This window comes from Rhodoferax sp. BAB1 (assembly GCF_013334205.1).
Classification (GTDB): Bacteria; Pseudomonadota; Gammaproteobacteria; order Burkholderiales; family Burkholderiaceae_C; genus Hylemonella.
Window position 1 is genome coordinate 2,017,396 of sequence record NZ_CP054424.1, and the last position, 15,641, is coordinate 2,033,036.

The following is a 15,641-nucleotide window of genomic DNA, read 5'->3' on the forward strand; positions in this document are numbered from 1 at the left end:
CGGCGCTTCAGGTCTTCTTGGGGTGGCGCAAGGAGGTGTAGGCCGGCCGTGCCAGGCACTGGGCCAGCCACTCGCTGACCAAGGGGTACTGCGCCATCACGTCGCGCGCCGCACGCACCCACAGCAGCACGCTGGCCACGCAGAGATCGGCCACGGTGAACCGGGCGGCAGCGATGTGTGCCTCACCACGCGCCTTCTGCTGCGTCAGGTGCTGCTCCAGCACGCGCAGCGGCACCTTGAGGCGCTGCTCGGCCGCTTCGGCGAGTTCGGGCTTGCGCTGGTCTTCCGGCATGGCGAGCCGGTGCATCAGGACGGTAAGTGCGTCCTTCTCCACTTCGGTGACGGTCCAGAAGCTCCAGCGCAGGGCCTCGGCATCCTCGCGCGGCGTGGCGGGCACCAGGTTCACGCCATCGGGCTGGCCGTGCTGGCGCGCGATGTAGAGCGCGCAGGCCATGCTCTCCCAGACCGTCACATCGCCCTCAGGCCGGTGGTCCACGACGACCGGGATATGGCCGTTCGGATTGAGCGCCAGGAAATCCGGCGTGCGCGTGGTGCCGGCCTTGTAGTCCGTCTGCACGTGTTCGAACGCCAGGCCCAGTTCGGTCGCCACCCAGAGCGGGCGCACCGCCCGCGATGCCTGGATGCCGTAGATCGTCAATGCCATGAAGTCTCCTCATTGAAACAACCGGCATTGTGCCCAAGCCCGTGGGCCCGGGAATTATGCATCTCAGTCACTGCGGCGTATGAAGTCCAACACGGCATCCAACTGCTCGGGCACATTGAGCGCCGGCGCATGGCCGCAGCCCGGCACCTCGATCACCTGCAAGCGGCCTGCGCGGCCCGGGCCCCGTGTACACATGTGCTCCACCGTCTCGGGCAGCACGAGATCCGATTCGGCCCCGCGCAGCAAGAGCATCGGGGTGTCGATCTGGTCGTAGTGTTCCCACAACAGGTAGTCATCCGGGTGGTGGACGAACTGCTGCACCATCGCCGGGTCGTAGTGCGGGGTCACGCGGCCGTCGGGCAGGCGGCGCGTCGAGGTCTCGGTCAGGCGCCGCCATTGCGCGTCGCTGAGCCAGCCAAAGGGCTTGTAGGCCTGGCGAAAAAACGCTTCCAGTTCGCACACCGTCTCGAAAGCCGGCGGGTTGCCGGCGTAAGCGCGGATGCGTGCGATGGCGGCATCGGCCAGCTGCGGCGCATTGTCGTTGAGCACCAGGCTGCGGATGCGGGTCTTGAGTTGCGGCTGCAAGAGCCCAGCGGCACACACCGTGCCGATGGCCCCGCCCATGGAGGTGCCCACCCAGTGCGCCGAGGCAATGCCCAGCTGATCGAACAGGTCGGCCGCCAGGCGCGCGTAGAAGGCCAGCTTGTATTCCTGCTGCGGTTGCGGGCTCCACTGGCTCAGGCCACGGCCCAGGGTGTCGGGGCAGATCACGCGATAACCCTGGGCGCTCAGGTGCCCGGCCAGCTCGTCCATGTCGCGCCCGGTGCGTGCCAGGCCATGCCAGGCGATCACGGTGCGCGCCTGCCCGGCACCCCATTCGGTGTAGTGGATCTCACGCCCGGCACAGCGGACGTAATGGGATGCCGGTGTCATGCGAAATCTCCCCGTGTCTGGATGTCCGTCAGCGCAGCAGCTTGCCCGAGGCGCCGATCACAGTCACCTCGACATAACGCGAACCGACCCGGTTGGCAGGAGAAAAGCTCACCCGCGTGCCACCGAGGTCAAAGTTGTTGAGGGTCTCCAGCGCCTGGATCAACCGGGCCCGTGTCGGGTTCGGCCCGGCCCGGCGCAAGCCCTCCACCAGCACCTTGGCACCCAGGAATTCCTCGAAGCTGGTGTAGTTGGGCGCCTGGCCCTGGCCGTACTTCTGCAAGAGCGTCTGGTATTCGCGCACGGCCGGTTTGTTGGCCATATAGGGATAGGGCACCACCTGCGAGATGCCCAGGCCGTGCACGGCCTGCACGCCGGCGAGCTTCACCAGTTCGGCCGGATCGACCACCGAGATGTTGAAGAGCTGGGCCCCACCGCCCGCTGCCCGGTACTGTTTGGCAAAGGCCGCCGTGGAACGGTTGACCGAGATCATGATGACCGCCTGCGCATCGGCCGTCGCGATGGAACGAACAGCCCCATGCACCTGGTCGGTATTGCGCTCATAGGGCGCGGCGGCCACCAGCTTCAAGCCGCGCCGGGCCGTCGCCTCCTCCACGCCGGCCAGACCGGCCTTGCCGAAGGCGTCGTCCTGGTACATCACGGCGATGCGCGTCATGCCCAGCGTGACGACCTGATTCACCATGTGCTCGGCCTCGTCGGCATAACCCGCACGCACGTGGAAGATGTAGGGATTGAAGGGCTTGCGCAGCGCCTCGCCCCCGGTATAGGGCGCCACCAGCGGTGCACCGCCGGTCTCCAGCACGCCATCACTCAGCAGCTTGGCGACATTGGCGGTCCCGGCGAAACCGAAGAGCGCGATGACCTCGGGCTTTTGCAGCGCCTCGCGCGTCAGGCGCACGGTCTCGTCCACCTTGTAGCCGTCATCCTGCACCACATGGCGGATCTTCGCGCCATGGATGCCGCCGTTGTCATTGACCCAGTCGAAATAGATCTTGCCACCCAGCACCATCTGCTGGCCCGTGCTGGCCAACACCCCGCTCAGGGGCGCTATCTGCACCACCGTCAGCTCGGCAGCCTGCGCCGCTGACGCGGCCATCAGTGCGAAGCACAGGCAGGCCAGCCCGCGTCGCAGACGTGCGACTCCATAGAACATTCCCAACATGCTTGTCTCCTTTTTTATGCAGGCTCGGGGCCCGCTTTGGTTTTGCGCAGGCTGCGTGCCCGCAAACGTCCCACCACCCCGGTAGGGAAGTAGTAAACCGACAAGACAAAAAGCAGACCGAGCCAGAGCAACCAGCGGTCGGGTGAAAGCAGTGCGGCCAGCAACGGCAGGCCGGCGGCGGCCTCGCTGCCCAGACGCAGCAGATCCTGCAGATAACTCTGCGCCACCACGAACAGCGCCGCCCCGATGGCCGAGCCGTAGATCGTGCCCATGCCGCCGATGACCACGATCAGCAGCACGTCCATCATGATTTCGAAGGAGAGTGAGGTGTCGGGCCCGTTGTAGCGCAACCAGAGCGCCAGCATGGCGCCGGCTAGGCAGGCGAACAGGGCCGAGAACACGCTGGACAGCGTGCGATAGACCACCACGCGGTAGCCCAGGGCCTCGGCCCGGAACTCGTTCTCGCGGATGGCCTGCAGCACGCGGCCAAAGGGCGAATTGACGATGCGCAGCAAGGCCAGCAACAACACCAGGGCCACCACGAAGAGCAGGTAGTAGTTGATCAAACGGCCGTCGATCATGGTGCCCAGCACCGGTTCCTCGAACAGCTCGAAGCTGGGTGAGAGCAGTGCCGGCAGCTTGAAGCTCAGGCCGTCCTCGCCGCCGGTGAACTCCGAGAGCTGCGAGGCCAGGGTCTGGAAGGCCGAGGCCACGGCCAGCGTGATCATGGCGAAGAAGATGGCCCGCACCCGCAGCGAAAACAGGCCGATGGCCAGCGCCAGCAGCAGCGACAGCGCCAGGGCGGCCGCCAGCCCCACGGCCAGTGCCGTCCAGGTCGGCCCCAGGTGCGTGGTGGCGATGGCGATGCCGTAGGCGCCGATGCCGAAGAACATGGTGTGCGCGAAACTGACGATGCCGGTGTAGCCCAGTAGCAGGTCGAAGCTGGCCACCAGCACCAGGAAGATCAGGATCTTGGCCGCCACGTTGAGCGCCTTGACGCCAGGCACGATGAAGGGCGCGACAGCGAGTGCGAGCAGGAGCAGGACCAGCACGACTGCCAGAATCCGGCTGCGAGGGAGATCGTTGGAGATGAGACGGGCAAACATGCTTCGCTCCGCTTAACGGTTAGCCACGGGATAGACTCCCTGCGGCCGCCACAGCAGGATGGCCACCATCAGCGCGATGTTGGAAAACAGCGCCACCTTGGGCACCAGGAAACCGGTGTAGTTGGCCATCAGGCCCACCAGCAGCGCGCCGATCAGGGCACCGGTGGTCGAGCCCAGGCCGCCGATGATGATGACGATGAAGATCAGCACATTGACCTGTGCCCCCATCTGCGGCACCACGTTCTGCTGGTACAGGCCCCACATCACGCCGCCCAGGCCGGCCAGGGCGCTGCCCATGACAAAGACCCCCACGAACAGCCGGCGGATGCGGTAACCCAGGGCCTCGACCATCTCGCGATCCTGCACACCGGCACGGATCAGCAGGCCGATCTTGGTGCGCGAGAGTGTCCAGGCCTGGGCGGCGAACACGGCCAGGCCGACCACCACGGCGATCAGGCGGTATTTCTCGACGGAAGCGTCGCCGAGCAGCACCGCGCCACGCATGCCTTCGGGCAGCGGCAGCGCGATCTGCAGCGGCCCCCAGATCACCTTGATCAGCTCCTCGCCGATGATCATGCCGCCCATGGTGATGAGGATCTGCTTGAGGTGCTGGCCGTAGACCGGGCGCACGATGAAACGCTCGAAAGCCAGGCCGATGGCACCAGCCACGAGCATGGCCACCACCATGGCCGGCAACACCGCCAGCAGGTTGCGCCAGAGCTCCTGCGAACCGGTCCAGTCACCCATCATCCCCAGCACGCTGGTGGCGACGAAGGCGCCCAGGGCAATGAAAACACCGTGTCCGAAGTTGAGCACGTCCATCAGGCCGAAGACCAGCGTCAGGCCCGAGGCGATGATGAAGATGATCATGCCCATGGCCAGGCCGGCCACGGTCAGCGTGAGCCAGGTCGAACCCGAGCCGATCAGCGGCAGCGCGGCCAGCGCCAGCACGGGCACCAGCAGCAGGGGCTTGTAATCAAAATCCTTGTTCATGCTCATAGCGCCAGCCCCAGCAGCGACTGCTGCAGTTCCTCGTCGCCGGCCAGGGCCTGCATGGTGCCGGCATGGACCACACGGCCGTTGTCCATCACGGCCACGCTGTCACCCAGCTGTTTGGCGAAATTGATGTTCTGCTCCACCAGCAGGATGGTCACGCCGCTGGCCTTGAGCTGCTGGAAGGCGGCGATCATGTTGGCAATCATCACGGGCGCCAGACCCTTGCTGGGCTCGTCGACGATGAGCAGGCGACGCGGTTCGACGATGGCGCGCGAGACCGCCAGCATCTGTTTCTGCCCGCCCGAAAGCTTGCCCGCCGGGTGGTTCCAGAACTTCTCCACCGCGGGAAACAGCTGGAAGATCCATTGCAGTCGCGCCTCGTCCATGTCACCGGCGCGGCGCGCCTGGCGCGCAGCCAGCAACATGTTTTCCTTGACCGTGAGGTCTGCGAAGATGCCCATGTTCTCCGGCACGTAGGCGATGTCGCGCGCGGCGATGGCCGGCGTGTGCAGCGCGGCGATGTCCTGGCCGTCGAAAGTAATGCAGCCTTGCGAAGCAGACCACAGGCCCATGATGGTGCGCAGCGTGGTGGTCTTGCCGGCGCCGTTGCGCCCCAGCAGCAGGGTCAGCTGGCCGCGTGGCACCTGCAGGTCCACGCCGTGCAGGATGTGATAGGCCCCGATGTGGGTGTGCACCCCTTCAAGCTTCAGAAGGATGTCGCTCATGCGGGCTCCTTTGCGACACCGAGGTAAGCCTCTTGCACGACCGGCGAGGCAATCACTGCCGCCGGCTCGCCATCGGCCACCAGGCTGCCGTTGTGCAACACGATGATGCGGTCGGCCAGTTCACGCACCACGTCCATCTTGTGCTCCACCAGAAGTATGGTTTTCGTCTTGTCCCGCTTGAGCTGACGGATCAGGTTGAGGATCACCGGCGCCTCGTCATGGCTCATGCCGGCCGTGGGCTCGTCGAACATGTAGACCTGCGGGTCGAGCGCCATCAGCAACGCCACTTCCAGCTTGCGCTGATCCCCATGCGGCAGGCTGGCCACCGGGGCGTCCTGCTGCTGTGCCATGGCCACCGATACCAGAATCTCGTGCGCCCTCGCGGTCAGGCGCGCGTGGTCGCTCCAGATGCTCCAGAGGTTGAGGCCACGGCGATGCGGCCCCTCCAGCGTGGCCTGCACCGCCAGGCGCACGTTCTCCAGCACGCTGAGATTGGGAAACAGGTTGGTCAGCTGGAAGGCACGGCCCAGACCGGCGCGCGTGCGTGCCGAAGCCGAAAGGGCCGACAGGTCCCGCCCACCCAGCAGCACCGACCCCTCGGACGCCGTCAGCTGCCCCGAGATCAGGTTGAAATAGGTGGTCTTGCCGGCCCCGTTGGGACCGACGATGGCCGTGAGCGTGCCCGGCTCGAAACGGCACGAGACGGCGTTGACCGCCACGTGGCCGCCGAAGCGGATCGTGAGATTTCTGGTTTCCAGCATGAAGTCAGTACCCCGACGATGGGGCTCTTGAATGGGGGAGCGGCGTAGCGAGCGGTTGCCCGGCTAGGCGGACGGAGCGCAGCAACCGGAACGTACTTGCGGTACGTGAGGATTGCGAGCACCGCCCAACGACGCCGGGCGGCCGCGCAGTAGCCGAGCACCCATTCAACGGTTCCGGATCGGAACGGCCATCTCTTCCGGCTTGATCTCACGCACCAGCTCGGGCACGCCCCAGTTGAACGCCGGGTCCACCTTGATCTTGAAGTGGTACATGCTCTGCATGGCCTGGTGGTCTTCCTTGCGGAAGGTCATCTTGCCCTTGGGCGTGTCGAAGCTCATGCCTTCCATGGTCTTGATCAGCGTGTTGGTCGTGGTGTCGCCGTTGGTCTGCTTGAGCGCCGTGACAACGGCCATGGCCGCGCTGAAACCACCGGCGGTGAAGAAGTCCGGCGGGGCCTTGAACTGGCTGTAGTGGCGCGAGACCATGGCCTCGTTGATCGGATTCTTGGGCATGCCGAAGTAGTAATAGGCCGCCCCCTCCATGCCCGGGAACTGCTTGTAGGCCACCATGGCCGGCAGGATGTTGCCGCCAGTGGCGATCTCGATGCCATGGCGCTTGAGGTCCATGTCGGCGATCTTGAAGGGGTTGCCGCCAGCCCAGATGATGAAGATCACCTTGCGGCCCGGCAGGCCCTTGAGCTTGTCGATCATGCGCTGGCCGCCGGCGGTGAAGTCGGTGGTGGCCGGGGGCAGGTACTCCTCATGCACCAGCTTGGCCTTCTTGAGCGCTTCCTTGAAGGCCTTGACGCCGTCCTTGCCGAAGGCCGAGTCCTGCGCCATGGTCACGATGCTGATGCCTTCCTTGTCCATGGCCACGGCGTTGGCGATGGCATCCTGGCTGCTGTTGCGGCCGGTGCGGAAGATGTACTTGTTCCACTTGTCACCGGTGATGGAGTCGGCCACGGCCGGCTCGACCAGCAGGATCTTCTTGTATTCCTCGGCCACGGGCAGCATGGCCAAGGCCACGGGCGAAGCGGTGGGGCCGACGGCCAGGTCCACCTTGTCGTCGCCGTAGGCGGCGGCCAGCAGGCTCTTGCCCAGGTCGGGCTTGCCCTGGTCATCCTTCTCCATCACGACGATCTTGCGGCCGGCCACCTGCATGGTGCCGCCAGTGGCGTAGTCCAGCCCCATCATGAAACCGGTCTGGGTCTGCTTGCCATAGGCTTCCAGCGGACCGGTCTTGCTGTAGATGTGGGCGATGCGGATGTCCTTGCCCTGAGCGTGGACGCCAGCCGCCAGGACGGCAGTGGCCAGGGCGGTGCCGATCAGGCCGCCGCGAATGATCCAGAAACGACGTTGCATACAGGTCTCCTCATGTAAATGTTATGGAGTCATGTTTGCAGATACCGTGCCACATCGCAAGTCATTGATTTCAAATGACTTTATTTTCAGGCATTAATGAATTGACTGAATTTCATACAAATAAATGTATGAAATAAATACACTTGCCTTAATTCAAGACACCTGCATCCAGCCGCTCATAAAGCGTGGCTCGCGAGATGCCCAGCATCCTGGCCGCGGCAACCTTGTTGCCGCCACAGGCCGTCAGGGCGGCGGCGATGGCCAAGCGCTCGAGTTCTGCCACCTGCTCCGCCAGGGGCCGCACCCCGCCCTCCGGCGCGGCACGGACCGGTAGCGCCGCGGGCAGGGGCGCTTCCAGCTGCTCAATGCCGGTTTCGCGCAGCACCCGTGTGATCCGTTCGCCGTCGATGCGGCTGGAGTCTCCCAGCAAGGCCGCCTGTTCCAGCACATTGCGCAGCTCGCGCACATTGCCGCGCCAGAGCTGGGCCGCCAGCAGGTCCATGGCCTCGGGCGTGTACTCGGGCTGCGGCAGCCCGCTACGCTGGGCCAGTTCCTCGCCCAAGGCCTCGACCAGCGCCGGGATGTCGGAGCGCCGCTCGCGCAGAGGCGGCACGCGGATGGGCAGCACATTGAGGCGGTAATACAGGTCTTCGCGGAACTTGCCTTCGCGCACCAGACGCACCAGGTCTCGCGAGGTGGCGGCGATCACCTTGGCCTCGAAACGCAGCAGGCGGTTGGATCCCAGGGGCTCGAATTCGCCCTCCTGCAGGGCACGCAGCAGCTTGGCCTGCAGGCCCGGGGGCATGTCGCCGATCTCGTCCAGGAACAGCGTGCCGCCGTCGGCCAGCTTGAGCTTGCCGTCGCGGCCCTTGCGCTCGGCCCCGGTGTAGGCGCCGGGTGCCACGCCGAAGAACTCGGCCTCCAGCAGGGTGTCGGGCACGGCGGCAATGTTGACGGTGACGAAGGGACCATTGGGACGCGAAGAAACGGCATGGATGGCATGCGCCAGCAGTTCCTTGCCGCTGCCGGTCTCGCCCAGCAGCAGCACAGGGCTGCCCGACTGCGCGGCGCGGCGCGCCAGACGCTTGAGCTCCACCACGGCCGGGCTGCCCCCCACGAAGCTGGCAAAGGTGTACTTGGCGCGGCGCTGGCCGTTGCTGCGCTGGCTGGCCAGTTCGCGCCGTGCGTCGTCCAGTTCACGCTGCAGGGCGGCGAACTTGTTGATCAGCGGCTGCAGATTGGTCTCGGGATGGTCGAAGAGCACGATGCCCAGCGCACCAATGACCTCGCCCGAGCTGTCGCGCAGCGGTATGCGGCTGACCCCGAAGGTGCCGGCCCGGTTGCTCAGCAGGTCGATCAGGATGGGCTTGCCGGTTTCCAGCACATGATGCAGCTGCGTGTTGTGCACCACGCTGGCCACCGGATGTCCGACGAAATCCTCGACCCGCTCAAACCCCAGCGCCGGCAGGAAGCGCTTGTACTGCTCGTTGATCCAGACCACCTTGCCCTGGCGGTCCACCAGCAGCATGCCTTCGCTGGCATTGGCAAACAGGTCGAACATGGAGCGGGCGGCCAGCTCCAGGATGCTCTGGGCATCGCGCGGCAGGACGTCCGTTTTTTCCATGCGGCGATGGTACAGTGACTCGCATGTTTCGCCCTCCCCGCTTTCCCTGATGGACGCCCTGCGCATCGACAAATGGCTGTGGGCGGCGCGTTTCTACAAGACACGCTCGCTGGCCGTGGAGGAGATCGGCAAGGGCCGGGTGCTGGTCAACGCGCAGGCGGTCAAGCCGGCGCGCGAGGTACGGTCCGGCGATCTGGTCACTCTGCGCCAGGGTACTGTTATCCGCACCGTCGTCGTGCGCGGCTTGAGTGGCCAGCGTGGGCCGGCACCGGTCGCGCAGCAACTCTATGAGGAAACCGAGGCCAGCCGGCTGGCGCGCGAAGCTGCGGCCGAGCAACGCCGTCTTGCCGCTGAGCCGGCGCTGAGCATCGAACAGGGGCGGCCGACCAAGCGGGATCGGCGGCAGATCGAGAAGGCCGGGTGGAACGAGCGGTGGAGTGCGTCGGCGGAGTCGTGACCCGTTCGCACGCTTCTATAGCGCTCGAGACGCGGAGGGATAACTCGAAATTCGTCTGACGCGAATTTCTCGGGGGCTTCGCCCCCGCGCTGTGCGCGTCCGAAAACAGTCCCCGGACTGTTTTCGAGCGAACCAGAGAGTTCTCACCCTCCCAACTCTGCCAAAAGCAAAGCCCCGCACTAGGCGGGGCTTTTCTTTTGGCGGAGACGGAGGGATTCGAACCCTCGATGAGGCTCTACACCCCATACTCCCTTAGCAGGGGAGCACCTTCGGCCACTCGGTCACGTCTCCAAAAGGTCAGCGGGATTATCGCATGAATCCCGCACCTGATCTGCAGAATTTCAGGCGGCGGGCTGGTCCAGGTCGAAGGCCTTGTGCAGGGCGCGCACGGCCAGTTCCATGTATTTCTCGTCGATGACGACGGAGGTCTTGATCTCACTGGTGGAGATCATCTGGATGTTGATGCCCTCCTCGCTCAGCGCGCGGAACATCTTGCTGGCGATGCCCACGTGGCTGCGCATGCCGATGCCCACGATGCTGACCTTGCAGATCTTGGTGTCGCCCACCACCTCCGTGGCGCCCAGCGCCGGGACGACCTTGTCCTTGAGCAGGTCCATGGCACGCGCGAACTCGTTGCGGTTCACGGTGAAGCTGAAGTCCGTCTTGCCATCCTTGCTGATGTTCTGGATGATCATGTCGACTTCGATGTTGGCCTCGGCCACGGCACCCAGGATCTGGTAGGCGATGCCGGGCTTGTCGGGCACGCCGACCACGGAAATCTTGGCCTCGTCGCGGTTGAATGCAATGCCGGAAACAATGGCTTGTTCCATTTTCTCGTCTTCCTCAAAGGTGATCAGGGTGCCGGACTTGGCTTCCTCGTTGATGTCGATATCCCAGGGCGTGAAGCTCGAGAGCACGCGCAGCGGCACCTTGTACTTGCCGGCGAATTCCACGGAGCGGATCTGCAGCACCTTGGAGCCCATGGAGGCCATCTCCAGCATCTCCTCGAAACTCACGGTGTGCAGGCGACGCGCTTCCGGCACCACACGCGGGTCGGTGGTGTAGACACCATCGACGTCGGTGTAGATCAGGCACTCGTCGGCCTTCATCGCCGCCGCCACGGCCACGGCCGAGGTGTCGGAACCGCCACGGCCCAGGGTAGTGATATGGCCCTGCTCGTCGATGCCCTGGAAGCCGGTCACGATGACCACTTTGCCTTGGGCCAGATCGGCGCGCACACGCTGGTCGTCGATGGATTCGATGCGGGCCTTGGTATAGGCGCTGTTGGTCTTGATCGGCACCTGCCAGCCAGCGTAGCTGACCGACTGCATGCCTTCGGCCTGCAGGGCGATGGCCAGCAGCGCGCTGGAGGCCTGCTCGCCGGTGGCGGCCAGCATATCGAGCTCGCGGTTGGTCGCCTCATTGGATTTCACGGGCGCCAGCTCCTTGGCCAAGCCGAGCAGGCGATTGGTCTCGCCGCTCATGGCCGAGGGCACCACCACCATCTGGTGGCCGGCGCGGGCCCATTTGGCGACGCGCTTGGCGACATTGCGGATGCGCTCGGTCGAGCCCATGGACGTGCCGCCGTACTTGTGAACGATCAGTGCCATTGAAATTGTTGGATAGTTGGCCTCTGCATGCGCGTGCCGCAGTGACCGGTGTCTACGGGGGGAAGGCCTTGCTCTGGCCTGGTTTTCAGGCGTGCAAAACCTAGGGATTGTACCAAGTCAGTACTTGCCCCTGTCGCTCGACATGGCCCGCACCCACCTTGAGGTGGATGCGATGGCCACGGGTGGTGCAAGCGGCCAGCTGGTCCAGCAGTTCTTCCAGCTGGGCTGCGCTGGGCGCCGTGGCATGGGTGCTGCGCAGCCAGTGGCGCAGGACATTGGCCAGGCGTGCGCGGCTCAGCTCCTGCAGCCGAGCGATTTGCGGTGGCACCCCGACACGGACCAGGTCTTCGGCCGCCAGTTCATCCAGCAGACGCTGCGCCTGGGCCGCATGGGCCGCACTGCGGGCAAAGGTGTCACGAAAGTGCGGGAAGGCCGCCTCCAGCGCTGGCAACAGGCGGGCGCGGATGCGATTGCGTGTGTACTGTTCATCCGCGTTGCTCGGATCCTCGATCCAGGAAATACCACGCGCACGCAGACTCTCGCGCAGCGCTGCCCCACTCACCTCCAGCAGGGGGCGGTAATAGTGGATGCCGTCACGCTCCCACTGCGCCGGCATGGCGCTCAGGCCCGGCAGGCCGGCACCGCGGCTCAGGGCCAGCAGCAGCGTCTCGGCCTGGTCGTCGGCATGCTGGGCCAGGGCGATGTGCCGGATCGGCGGCTGCGCTGCCTCGGCACCCTGGCGCAGGGCGGCGTAGCGTGCGCTGCGCGCCGCCTCTTCCGGACTCTGGCCGGGTGCGTGACGCGCATCGACCCTTAACACCTGCAGCGGCACACCCAGACGGGCACAGACCTCACGGCAATGCGACTCGAAATCGTCGGCGGCGGCCTGCAGGCCGTGATGGATGTGGATGGCGCTGACCTGGCCTGGCCACTTCTCGGCACAGGCCAGCAACAGGGCCATGGAATCGGCGCCGCCGCTGTAGGCCACCGCCAGGGGCAGGCCGGGCTGGAAATCCTGCAACGCCTGGACCAGGCTGCGCGTCATGCGCGCACCTGCCGTCGGGCAGCGCAGGACAGGGGCTTACCTGCCGCTGGTCTTGGTGTCGGTGTAGCGGCCATAGCTCTGCAGGCGCTCGTAACGGCGCTCCAGCAGCTCCTTGACCTTGAGGTCGGCCACCTGTCGGTAGGCATCGACCAGGGCGCGCTTGAGGAAGGCCGCCATCTGCTTGGGATCACGGTGCGCGCCGCCCACGGGCTCGTTGACGATCTTGTCGACCAGACCCAGGGCCTTGAGGCGATGTGCCGTGATGCCCAGCGCCTCGGCCGCATCCTGCGCGCGCTCGGCGGTCTTCCAAAGGATGGAGGCGCAGCCCTCGGGGCTGATCACCGAGTAGACCGAGTACTGCAGCATCAGCACCTGGTCCCCCACCGAGATGGCCAGCGCGCCACCGGAGCCGCCCTCGCCGATGATGGTGGTGATGATGGGCACTTCCAGCTGCGCCATCTCGAAGATGTTGCGGCCGATGGCCTCGGACTGGCCGCGCTCCTCAGCATCGATGCCGGGGTAGGCGCCGGGTGTGTCGACGAAGGTGAAGACCGGCAGGCCGAACTTCTCGGCCGTCTTCATCAGGCGCAGGGCCTTGCGGTAACCCTCGGGCTTGCTCATGCCGAAGTTGCGCAGGCCGCGCTCCTTGGTGTCGCGGCCCTTTTGCTGGCCGATCACCATGCAGGCGGTGCCGTTGAAGCGCGCCAGGCCACCCACAATGCTCAGGTCGTCAGCGAAATGGCGGTCGCCGTGCATCTCGACAAAGTCGGTGAACAGCTCATTGACGTAATCGAGCGTGTAGGGGCGCTCGGGATGACGGGCGATCTTGGTGATCTGCCAGGGATTGAGGTCGCTGTAGACGTCCTTGGTCAGCTGCTGGCTCTTCTTGCTGAGCTGATCGATCTCTTCGCTGATGTCGACGGCGGATTCGGTCTGCACATAACGCAGCTCTTCGATCTTGGCCTCGAGCTCGGCGATCGGCTGTTCGAAATCGAGAAATGTCTTCTTGGCCATGGAGAAACTCCTTATTCTGTGTGCCCGCTCCCGAAGCCCGGGCCCCAAACGTCAATACTCGACCGGTATCGGATCGAGCGAGCGCCAAATATACCAAGTTGCGACGCTGCAAAACGGTGCCCAGGCGGCGGCCACCTCGCGGGCGTCGCTGCGGCTCACGGACTCGCCGGAGAAGTAGCTGCGGCTGATGCCGTTGATCAGGCCGACGTCGTCCAGCGGCAGCACATTGGGCCGCATCAGGTGGAAGATCAGGAACATCTCGGCCGTCCAGCGGCCGATGCCGCGGATCCCCACCAGTTCGGTGATGATGGCCTCGTCGTCCATGTCCTTCCAGGCCGGCGCCCGGATGGCACCGCTGTCGAAATGCAGGGCCAGGTCCACCAGGTACTCGACCTTGCGCGCGCTCAGGCCGGCGGCGCGCATGTCGTCCACCTTGAGCTTGAGCACATTGGCCGCCGTCATGCGCTTGGGCAGCTGGGTGAAGCGGTCCCACACCGTTTGCGCCGCCTTGACCGAGATCTGCTGGCCCACGATGCTGCGCGCCAGCGTGGTGAAGGCATCGCCCCGGGTCTGCAGGCAGGCATCACCATGCAGAGGGATGAGCCGCTTCATCACGCGGTCTTTCTTCATCAGGTGCTTGCACGCCTCTTCCCAGTAGTCGGGCGTATACACCTTGGGGGCCAGGGCCGGGCTCACGACGCGGCCTCCCAGGTGGTGCCGACAGGCGAGTCCTTGAGCACGATGCCCTGCTCCAGCAGCGCCTTGCGGATGCGGTCGGCCTCGGCAAAGTCTTTCGCCTGCTTGGCCGCCGCGCGTTGTCCGATCAGGGTCTGGATGGCGACCTCGTCCAGTGTGGTGCCGGCCTTCAGGAAGGCCTCGGGATCATCCTGCAGCAGGCCCAGGCAAGCGCCCAGGGCCTTGAGCAGGCCGGCGAGTTGCGCCGAGCCCGTCTTGTTGACCTCGGTCGCCAGTTCGAACAGCACGGCCACCGCCTCGGGCGTGCCGAAGTCCTCATCCATCGCCGTCTTGAAACGCGCCGCGTGGGCATCCAGCCAGTCGATCGCCACGGTCGCCGGCTTGACAGCGTGCAAGGCGGTGTAGAGACGCTTGAGCGCGCCGCGCGCATCGTCCAGGTGTGCATCGCTGTAGTTCAGCGGGCTGCGGTAATGTGCGCGGATGATGAAGAAGCGCACCGTCTCCGGGTCGTACCTGGCTAGGATCTCGCGGATGGTGAAGAAGTTGCCCAGGGACTTGGACATCTTCTCGTTGTCCACGCGCACGAAACCGTTGTGCATCCAGAACCTGGCCAGGGGCTGGCCGGTCGCACCCTCGCTCTGGGCGATCTCGTTCTCGTGGTGCGGGAACTGCAGGTCGGCGCCACCGCCATGGATGTCAAAGGTCTCGCCCAGCATCTCGCAGCTCATGGCCGAACACTCGATGTGCCAGCCCGGGCGGCCGGGACCATAGGCGCTGTCCCACTTGGCCTCGGCAGGTTCGCTCGGTTTGGCCGATTTCCACAGCACGAAGTCCAGCGGATCGTCCTTGCCATCGAGCACGGCCACGCGCTCACCGGCGCGCAACTCGTCCAGCGACTTGCCCGACAGCTTGCCGTAGCCCGCGAACTTGCGCACCGCGTAGTTCACGTCGCCGCTGCCGGCGCGATAGGCCAGGCCTTTTTGCTCCAGGGTGCCGATCAGGCTCAGCATCTGCGGCACGTACTCGGTGGCGCGCGGCTCGTGCGTGGGGCGCTCGATGCCCAGGGCGTCGGCGTCCTGGTGCAGGGCCTCGACCATACGATCGGTCAGGGAGCGGATGGTCTCGCCGTTGTCCAGCGCGCGCTTGATGATCTTGTCGTCGATGTCGGTGACGTTGCGGACATAGGTCACGCGCAGGTCACTGGCCTTGAGCCAGCGTTGCACCACGTCGAAGGCCACCATGGCACGGGCATGGCCCAGGTGGCACAGGTCGTAGACCGTCATGCCGCAGACGTACATGCGGACATGGCCGGTTTCGAGCGGGGTAAAGGGCTCCAGCGCACGCGACAGCGTGTTGTATATGCGCAGACTCATGGATCAATCAGAAACCGGCGCTCAGGGGCTGAGGCGCCGGCAGGGAACTAGGACGGGGGCTACAATCGAACGCAGTATAAAGCCCCGTCCAGCGT

The 15,641-nt window shown here is 65.3% G+C and carries 15 protein-coding genes and 1 tRNA gene; 1 reads left to right on the forward strand and 15 read right to left on the reverse strand.

Annotation, left to right across the window (positions count from 1 at the left end; genetic code table 11):
• Positions 1–7 precede the first annotated feature (7 nt).
• From HTY51_RS09675 to HTY51_RS09715, 9 genes are all read right to left on the reverse strand, one after another.
• A complete protein-coding gene (locus HTY51_RS09675) occupies positions 8–664 on the reverse strand; it encodes a glutathione S-transferase family protein (protein WP_174252546.1) in 657 nt (218 codons plus the stop codon).
• Positions 665–727: 63 nt separating this feature from the next.
• Positions 728–1,597 carry an alpha/beta fold hydrolase gene (locus HTY51_RS09680; protein WP_174252547.1) on the reverse strand — a complete coding sequence of 290 codons (870 nt, stop codon included), beginning with the start codon at positions 1,595–1,597 and terminating at the stop codon, positions 728–730.
• 28 nt (positions 1,598–1,625) lie between these two features.
• Entirely contained in the window at positions 1,626–2,768 is a 1,143-nt protein-coding gene (locus HTY51_RS09685) for an ABC transporter substrate-binding protein (RefSeq protein WP_174254227.1), read from the reverse strand.
• Between the two features lie 23 nt (positions 2,769–2,791).
• Entirely contained in the window at positions 2,792–3,883 is a 1,092-nt protein-coding gene (locus tag HTY51_RS09690; protein ID WP_174252548.1) for a branched-chain amino acid ABC transporter permease, read from the reverse strand.
• Positions 3,884–3,895: 12 nt separating this feature from the next.
• Positions 3,896–4,882 carry a branched-chain amino acid ABC transporter permease gene (locus tag HTY51_RS09695; protein ID WP_371733756.1) on the reverse strand — a complete coding sequence of 329 codons (987 nt, stop codon included), beginning with the start codon at positions 4,880–4,882 and terminating at the stop codon, positions 3,896–3,898.
• Positions 4,879–5,604, reverse strand: coding sequence for an ABC transporter ATP-binding protein (locus HTY51_RS09700; protein WP_174252550.1), 726 nt, complete (start codon positions 5,602–5,604; stop codon positions 4,879–4,881). Before HTY51_RS09700 ends, HTY51_RS09695 begins: the two co-directional genes overlap by 4 nt.
• Entirely contained in the window at positions 5,601–6,365 is a 765-nt protein-coding gene (locus HTY51_RS09705) for an ABC transporter ATP-binding protein (protein ID WP_174252551.1), read from the reverse strand. The genes HTY51_RS09700 and HTY51_RS09705 overlap by 4 nt, the downstream gene beginning before the upstream one ends.
• Positions 6,366–6,530: 165 nt before the next feature.
• On the reverse strand, positions 6,531–7,727 hold the full coding sequence (locus tag HTY51_RS09710; RefSeq protein ID WP_174252552.1) for a substrate-binding domain-containing protein: 1,197 nt from the start codon (positions 7,725–7,727) through the stop codon (positions 6,531–6,533).
• A gap of 148 nt (positions 7,728–7,875) precedes the next feature.
• On the reverse strand, positions 7,876–9,351 hold the full coding sequence (locus tag HTY51_RS09715; RefSeq protein ID WP_174252553.1) for a sigma-54-dependent Fis family transcriptional regulator: 1,476 nt from the start codon (positions 9,349–9,351) through the stop codon (positions 7,876–7,878).
• Between the two features lie 49 nt (positions 9,352–9,400).
• On the opposite strand from HTY51_RS09715, the gene HTY51_RS09720 reads away from it, so the two are divergent.
• Positions 9,401–9,808, forward strand: coding sequence for an RNA-binding S4 domain-containing protein (locus HTY51_RS09720; protein WP_174252554.1), 408 nt, complete (start codon positions 9,401–9,403; stop codon positions 9,806–9,808).
• A gap of 198 nt (positions 9,809–10,006) precedes the next feature.
• Here HTY51_RS09720 and HTY51_RS09725 read toward each other — a convergent pair.
• The 6 genes from HTY51_RS09725 to cysS form a co-directional block, all read right to left on the reverse strand.
• Positions 10,007–10,099: transfer RNA gene (locus HTY51_RS09725), tRNA-Ser, on the reverse strand.
• 50 nt (positions 10,100–10,149) lie between these two features.
• Entirely contained in the window at positions 10,150–11,418 is a 1,269-nt protein-coding gene (locus HTY51_RS09730; RefSeq protein ID WP_174252555.1) for an aspartate kinase, read from the reverse strand.
• A gap of 100 nt (positions 11,419–11,518) precedes the next feature.
• Positions 11,519–12,463: a tRNA lysidine(34) synthetase TilS gene (tilS, locus tag HTY51_RS09735; protein ID WP_174252556.1), complete on the reverse strand. Its 945-nt coding sequence runs from the start codon at positions 12,461–12,463 to the stop codon at positions 11,519–11,521.
• A gap of 36 nt (positions 12,464–12,499) precedes the next feature.
• On the reverse strand, positions 12,500–13,477 hold the full coding sequence (locus tag HTY51_RS09740; protein ID WP_174252557.1) for an acetyl-CoA carboxylase carboxyltransferase subunit alpha: 978 nt from the start codon (positions 13,475–13,477) through the stop codon (positions 12,500–12,502).
• 51 nt (positions 13,478–13,528) lie between these two features.
• Complete coding sequence (locus HTY51_RS09745) at positions 13,529–14,173, reverse strand: DNA-3-methyladenine glycosylase (RefSeq protein WP_254606848.1); 645 nt, start codon at positions 14,171–14,173, stop codon at positions 13,529–13,531.
• Positions 14,170–15,546 (reverse strand): cysteine--tRNA ligase, encoded by a 1,377-nt coding sequence (gene cysS / locus HTY51_RS09750; protein ID WP_174252558.1) that lies wholly within the window; start codon positions 15,544–15,546, stop codon positions 14,170–14,172. Before cysS ends, HTY51_RS09745 begins: the two co-directional genes overlap by 4 nt.
• Positions 15,547–15,641 lie beyond the last annotated feature (95 nt).

Excerpts from the sequence above, each read along its gene's own strand:
- HTY51_RS09675 (WP_174252546.1), bottom strand. The coding sequence starts at position 664 with ATGGCATTGACGATCTACGGCATCCAGGCATCGCGGGCGGTGCGCCCG.
- HTY51_RS09680 (WP_174252547.1), bottom strand. The coding sequence starts at position 1,597 with ATGACACCGGCATCCCATTACGTCCGCTGTGCCGGGCGTGAGATCCAC.
- HTY51_RS09685 (WP_174254227.1), bottom strand. The coding sequence starts at position 2,768 with ATGTTCTATGGAGTCGCACGTCTGCGACGCGGGCTGGCCTGCCTGTGC.
- HTY51_RS09690 (WP_174252548.1), bottom strand. The coding sequence starts at position 3,883 with ATGTTTGCCCGTCTCATCTCCAACGATCTCCCTCGCAGCCGGATTCTG.
- HTY51_RS09695 (WP_371733756.1), bottom strand. The coding sequence starts at position 4,882 with ATGAGCATGAACAAGGATTTTGATTACAAGCCCCTGCTGCTGGTGCCC.
- HTY51_RS09700 (WP_174252550.1), bottom strand. The coding sequence starts at position 5,604 with ATGAGCGACATCCTTCTGAAGCTTGAAGGGGTGCACACCCACATCGGG.
- HTY51_RS09705 (WP_174252551.1), bottom strand. The coding sequence starts at position 6,365 with ATGCTGGAAACCAGAAATCTCACGATCCGCTTCGGCGGCCACGTGGCG.
- HTY51_RS09710 (WP_174252552.1), bottom strand. The coding sequence starts at position 7,727 with ATGCAACGTCGTTTCTGGATCATTCGCGGCGGCCTGATCGGCACCGCC.
- HTY51_RS09715 (WP_174252553.1), bottom strand. The coding sequence starts at position 9,351 with ATGGAAAAAACGGACGTCCTGCCGCGCGATGCCCAGAGCATCCTGGAG.
- HTY51_RS09720 (WP_174252554.1), top strand. The coding sequence starts at position 9,401 with ATGGACGCCCTGCGCATCGACAAATGGCTGTGGGCGGCGCGTTTCTAC.
- HTY51_RS09730 (WP_174252555.1), bottom strand. The coding sequence starts at position 11,418 with ATGGCACTGATCGTTCACAAGTACGGCGGCACGTCCATGGGCTCGACC.
- tilS (WP_174252556.1), bottom strand. The coding sequence starts at position 12,463 with ATGACGCGCAGCCTGGTCCAGGCGTTGCAGGATTTCCAGCCCGGCCTG.
- HTY51_RS09740 (WP_174252557.1), bottom strand. The coding sequence starts at position 13,477 with ATGGCCAAGAAGACATTTCTCGATTTCGAACAGCCGATCGCCGAGCTC.
- cysS (WP_174252558.1), bottom strand. The coding sequence starts at position 15,546 with ATGAGTCTGCGCATATACAACACGCTGTCGCGTGCGCTGGAGCCCTTT.